Origin of the sequence: Streptomyces sp. NPDC056347 (genome assembly GCF_042262625.1) — a bacterium.
Lineage (GTDB): Bacteria > Actinomycetota > Actinomycetes > Streptomycetales > Streptomycetaceae > Streptomyces.
Genome location: NZ_JBHJQP010000285.1, coordinates 1 through 5,496 on the forward strand (window position 1 = coordinate 1; position 5,496 = coordinate 5,496).

The 5,496-nt window shown below is 72.3% G+C and carries 3 protein-coding genes; 1 reads left to right on the top strand and 2 read right to left on the bottom strand.

Features of this window, described 5'->3' with window-relative positions; translation table 11 throughout:
• Nucleotides 1-48: 48 nt before the first annotated feature.
• Both ACFCV8_RS35225 and ACFCV8_RS35230 read right to left on the bottom strand, forming a co-directional pair.
• Entirely contained in the window at nt 49-4,221 is a 4,173-nt protein-coding gene (locus ACFCV8_RS35225) for a CARDB domain-containing protein (protein ID WP_376689606.1), read from the bottom strand.
• A 349-nt stretch (nt 4,222-4,570) separates the two neighbouring features.
• Nucleotides 4,571-4,876 carry a hypothetical protein gene (locus ACFCV8_RS35230; protein ID WP_376689607.1) on the bottom strand — a complete coding sequence of 102 codons (306 nt, stop codon included), beginning with the start codon at nt 4,874-4,876 and terminating at the stop codon, nt 4,571-4,573.
• A 108-nt stretch (nt 4,877-4,984) separates the two neighbouring features.
• Between ACFCV8_RS35230 and ACFCV8_RS35235 the strand changes: the two genes are divergently transcribed.
• Nucleotides 4,985-5,425 (top strand): hypothetical protein, encoded by a 441-nt coding sequence (locus ACFCV8_RS35235; protein ID WP_376689608.1) that lies wholly within the window; start codon nt 4,985-4,987, stop codon nt 5,423-5,425.
• The last annotated feature ends 71 nt before the right edge of the window (nt 5,426-5,496 follow it).

The following is a 5,496-nucleotide window of genomic DNA, read 5'->3' on the forward strand; positions in this document are numbered from 1 at the left end:
CCTTCCCCAGGAGCGCCGGGCGCGGGCCCGTTCGTGGCCGGGTTCCGGCTAGGCGGACTTCTTGTGGTCGTCCTTTCCTGAGCGCTTCACCGCGACCGTGGCCGTGGCCTGCGGCGAGGAGACCTCGGTTCCGTCGGGGGTGAGTGCGCGGGCGATGGCCGTGTCGGTGACGCGGCTGGCCTTCGCGTCCTGCTCGGTGACCGTGTGCGGCGGGACCGTGCAGGTCATCGACTCACCGGGGGCGAGGGTCGTCTTCGGGCAGGTGACCTTGCCGCCGGTCGGGTCGTCCACCGTGATGTCGTGCAGGGCGGTCTCGCCGGTGTTGGTGACCGTCAGCTCCCAGTGGATGATGTCGCCGGGCCGGGCGCTGCCGCCGCCCGTGCCGCCGCCGTCGCCGCCGGACGGGCCGCGAGTGGAGCAGCCGGCGTGCTTGCCGCCGGGCGGGCAGTGACCGCCGTCCTTCTTCTCGATCCTCGCCTTCTTCACCAGGTCCAGCGAGCCCTGCTCCGGCTCGGAACCGGTGACGGTGAGGCGTGCGGAGTCCCCCGGGGAAACGACGACGGCGCCGATGCCGTTGACCGCGGTGGCGTGCGCGGTGTTGTCCACCCGCCCGGCCTCCGCGTCGTCCGCCGTCACCGTGTAGACGGCGGTGCAGGTCGTGGACGCGCCGGCGGCCAGTTCCGTCACGGGGCAGGACGCCTGCGACAGGGCTCCGGTGCCGGTGAAGGCGGTGTCGAGGACGCGCAGGTCGTGCACGGCCGCGTTACCGGTGTTGGTGACCTTGTACGAGTAGGTCACGGTGTCCCCGGCGGCGGCGCTGGTGGGGCTGACGCTCTTGTCGAAGGCCAGCGTGGCGCGCGAGACGCCCACCGCGGCCTCCGCGTTGCCGGACGTGACGTTCTCGGCGTCGTCGGCCCGGGTCGCCACGGCGTGCGCGGTGTTGGTGATCCGGCCCGCCGCGATGTCCGCGTCGGTGACGGTGTAGCCCGCGGTGCAGAGGACGTTTCCGCCCGGCGGGATCGGCTCCTGGGGGCAGGAGGCGGCCGGTGCTCCGCCGCTGCCGCTGAACGCGGTCTCCACGATGCGGGGCGCCACCAGTGTGGTGGAGCCGGTGTTGGTGACCGTGAACGCGTACGAGACGGTCTCGCCCGCGGCCCACACGGTGCCCGGCGTGGCCGTCTTGGTGACACGGAGCCCGGCGGTGCCGGTCGTGGTCAGCCTGCTGTCGCTCCGCTCGGAGCCGACGTCCTGCCCGTCCGGGGCGAGGGCGGCGGCACTGGCGGTGTTGTCCACCGCTCCGGCGTCGATGTCGGCCTGCGTCACCGTGTAGGCGGCGGTGCAGGTGGTCCCGGCGCCCGGCGCGAGCGTCGTCACCGGGCAGGACACCTCGGGGGAGCCGCCGGTGCCGGTGAAGCCGTTCTCGACGATCTGCAGCCCGTGCAGGGCGGTGGTGCCGGTGTTGGTGACGCGGAAGGAGTACGTCACCCGCTGCCCGGCGGCGTCGACCGAGGCCGGGCTCACCGACTTCTCCAGCGACAGGCCCGGCCGGGCCGGCGGCCCTTCCAGGACGACGGAGCCGGTGTTCGAGGTGACCTCGTCGCCCGCGGAGGTGCCGGTGGCGTGCGCGGTGTTCGCGACGGTGCCCCGGTCGATGTCCGCCTGGGTCAGTGTGTAGGTCGCGGTGCAGATCTGCGACCCGCCCGCCGGGAGGGAGCCCTCGGGGCAGGTCACGTCCGGCTTCGGACCGCTGCCGGTGAACTCCGTCTCGTCGATCGCGATGTCGTCCACGGTGGTGTTGCCGGTGTTGACCACCTCGTAGAAGTAGGTGATCTCCCGGCCGACGGTGAAGTCCTCGGGTGCGTCGGGTGCGGCGGACTTGCGCAGCGCGAGTCCGGGTTCCCGGTCGATGAGCACCGTGTTGCTGTCCCGGTCGGTCACCTGCTGTCCGTCCGGGGTGAACCCGGTTGCCTCGACGGTGTTGACGAGGACGCCCTGGTCCACGTCCAGCGGCTCGATGATGTAGCTGTTGTGGCAGGACACCGACTGACCCGGTGCGAGCGTGTGGTCCCACCCGCCGCAGTCCAGCGGCTGCAGCTGGCCGTGGCCGTTGAACTCGACGTCCTGGGCCTGCACGTTGGAGAGCGTGGTGTTGCCGGTGTTGGCGAAGGTGTAGGTGTACCGCACCTCCTGGCCGGGGTGGGTGATCGGCCCGCTGTCCGACGTCTTGACGACGTTGATCGCCGGACTCTGATTCGCCTCGACACGTGCCTGGGCGGGCGGGGACTCGACGACCTGGCCGAAGTCGTCGGTGGCGACGGCCGTGGCCGCGTTGTCGATGCCGCCCGCGTCGATGTCCTGCTGGGTGACGGTGTAGGTGGCCGTGCAGGTCATCGCCTCGCCGGGGGCGAGGGAGCCGGCGGGGCAGGAGAGCGCGGACAGGGGGCCGGTGCCGGTGAAGCCGTGCTCGTCGAGCACCACGTCGTGCAGCTGGGACGCGCCGGTGTTGACCACCTGGTAGTGGTACGTCACCTGGTCCCCGGCGGCGTCCACGGTCGTCGGGTCGACGCTCTTGTCGATGCTGATCTCGGGGCTCGGCCGGAGCACGTAGACGCTCGCCGAGCTGTCCGACTCGGTCACCTGGCCGTTGGTGGCGTGGCCCGTGGCGTGGGCGTGGTTGACGACGGCGCCGTCCTCCGCGTCCTGCCCGGTGACCTGGTAGTCGGTGGCGCCGCACTCCTGCTCCTCGCCCGGCAGGACCGGCCCGCAGTCGAAGTGGACGCCGAGACGCGGGTCGTCGACGGTGACGTGGTCCAGCACGGTGGTGCCGGTGTTGATCACGCGGAAGGTGTAGTGGAGCACGTCGCCGGGTACGGCGGCCTGCCGGTCCACCTCCTTCACCAGTTCCATCGAGGCCTGGCCGACGGCGAAGTTGTCGATCTCGCAGTGGATCTCCCCGGACCGCACGGCGCGGAAGGTCCAGTCACCGGGCCCGCCCTCGAGCGGCAGCTCGTTGCCCGTGTCGTCGGTGCAGCGGGCCTGGGAGTGGTACTGGTCGGGGAAGGGCGGGAAGAAGTCGTTCGTCAGGTGGTCGAACAGGTGGTACGTGCGGCCCGGCTCGACCGGTACCGGCGGGGCGGTGACGCTGTCGTCGCCGTCCTGGCTGGTGTTCGAGGTCAGCAGGTTGCCGGTGTCGTCGAAGACCCCGATCTTGAACTGGTCGTCGGGGTGGTTGCGGCCGTGGATCCGCTTGGTCAGCGTCAGGTTCGCCGCCGCGGCGGGCAGCGCGCACTGGGCGCCGTCCTGCTGGGTGGTCGGCACCTCGCCGATCGACGTGGCGCTCCGCGCGCCCGGGTCGATACGGACGAGGGTCCGGTCGGAGACGCCGTAGAGGTACGTGCCGTCGGTGAAGGTGGCCCGGAAGAGGGATGTCGGGTAGTTCCCGCTCACCGGCCCGAGGTCGTCCAGGGTGTGCGTGTCGGGATTGAAGAACACCAGGTGGGCGGGGGGTGCGCTGGTGGTGCCGCGGAGCCCGTACAGGCCGGTTCCGGCCGGGCCGTTCATGTACGACCAGTCGCCGGGTGCCTGCTGTCCGACGTCGCCGGACGCGATGACCACACCGTAGTCGGGCGAGCCGGGGGAGAGGTCGATCTCGGCCCACTGGCCGGAGTCGCTCATGATCCACCAGTGACCCCGCGGATCGATGTCGCCCGCGACCGGGGCGAACGGGGCGTCGATGCCCACGGGCTCCAGGACGCCGCTCTCCCCGACCCGGAGGACCTGGTGGGCGGGATCGTCGACCTGGACCCCGTAGAAGTACTCGTCGAGCGGGTTGTAGCCGACGGCGTCCATGCCCAGGGCGGTCTCACCGGCCGCCGACACATCGCCGGAGGACGGGTCGATCTGCATGATCCGCGGGCCGGGGGTCGCCGGGGGCTCGCCCTCGGCCGGCAGGGTCTCGAAGGTGTAGCCGACCGGTCCGCCGGGCGGACACTGCCAGGCCGGCAGCGCGCTGACCCTGGAGGAGACGGCCGCGGAACGGGCCGACGGGGCGTCCGGCACGCCCGTCGCGACGCCCTGACCGATCATCATGGCCAGCGAGGTGGTCCAGGCGACCGCCCAGCCGACGGCTCTCCGGCGTCGCCCGCGTACGCGGGCCCCGACTCCCCCGGTACCCGTGGCGGGGCCGCCTCCCGGTGGTCCCGGCCGCGCATGGTCTCGCATCCGTCACTCCCTGTCGACATGGGTTGGTCTGTCCGAGGACAGCAGACGGTGCGGTGGGGAGAAGGCGTGCGGGATGCGCCGGGCCGGGAGATCCACCGAAAGATGCGCGCGATGGGGCGTTTGGCCTGATGAGTGCGGCAGCTCCGCCCCGCCCCGGAGGGCCGGCCGCGCCACGCGCGACGGTGCGTCCAACTCGGCGCCACCCGGGCCCCGGACCCGTTCACCGTCACGCCGGAGGATGTGCGAGGGGGCGGTTTCGGACGTGCTCGCCGACGGCTCCCGCCACCGGGCCGCGGAACGGTTCCGGGAGGAGCCCGCCGCGCTGCCGGTCAAGGCATCCCGCGGGCCGTCAGCCCCGCAGCGCGGCTGAGGCTCCTCGCGACGAGCGGACGAACGCGGCACCGATGCCCAGGGCCGTCACGCCGCCGATCAGATACGGGGTGGTGTCGATCCCGGTCCCGGCCCCCGCCGCGATTCCGGTGCCGGACGGCCCCGAAGCGGCCTCGGGGGCCCGTACGGTGACGGTCCGTCCGTCCTGCGCCCGCGCCGTATCCGCCGGTTCGTCCGTCGCGTCGGCGGACGGCACGAACCACAGTGCGGCCAGCAGACTGGCCGCGGCGATGGCGGTCAGGAGCGGGCGACGAGCGACGGCCACGGAATCGATCCCCTTGTCACAGCCGTGAGTTAAGGCACGTGCGCCGATGCTAGTGAAAGCAGCGGGTCGCGGGAAAGCCAGGGGTCCGGGGAGCTTACGCTCCGGCGCATGAGCACATCTGAGTCAGCACGTTTCGTTCGGCTTCGTGTCGAAATGGTGCTGGAGATCACGGACTCCGCCGCCCTCGGTGGTACCGCACTGGAATCGATCGCCGCCGAGTACGGGGAGCGGGGCGGCGAGCCCGCGGAGGAACGCCGCCGTGCCGAGGCCGCCGTACGGGAGGACGACGCGGAGGCCCTCGCCTCGCTCGTCGACCCGTTCGACCTGGTCAGCGGGGTGCCCGGGGTCGAGCTCGCCCAGGCGTCCTGGAGCAGCGAGACCGTCGACCACGACCCGGACGACCCGGACGTCTGGGATCTCGACGACGAGGGCGACGAGGACGGCGAGGGCGACGCGGCGGACGCGTACCCGGACGACTGCGCCGAGGACGGCGAGGAGGAGGCCGGGGACGACGGGGAGGGGGTTGCGGGCGTCCCGCACAATGGATGAGAACGACGTCGGCCCCACCGCCGAGGGCGGGGGGGCCGGCAGCTGGTGAACACCAGTCTCTTATACACAAC

Coding starts and splice junctions, on each gene's coding strand:
- ACFCV8_RS35225 (WP_376689606.1), bottom strand. CDS start 4,221: ATGCGAGACCATGCGCGGCCGGGACCACCGGGAGGCGGCCCCGCCACG.
- ACFCV8_RS35235 (WP_376689608.1), top strand. CDS start 4,985: ATGAGCACATCTGAGTCAGCACGTTTCGTTCGGCTTCGTGTCGAAATG.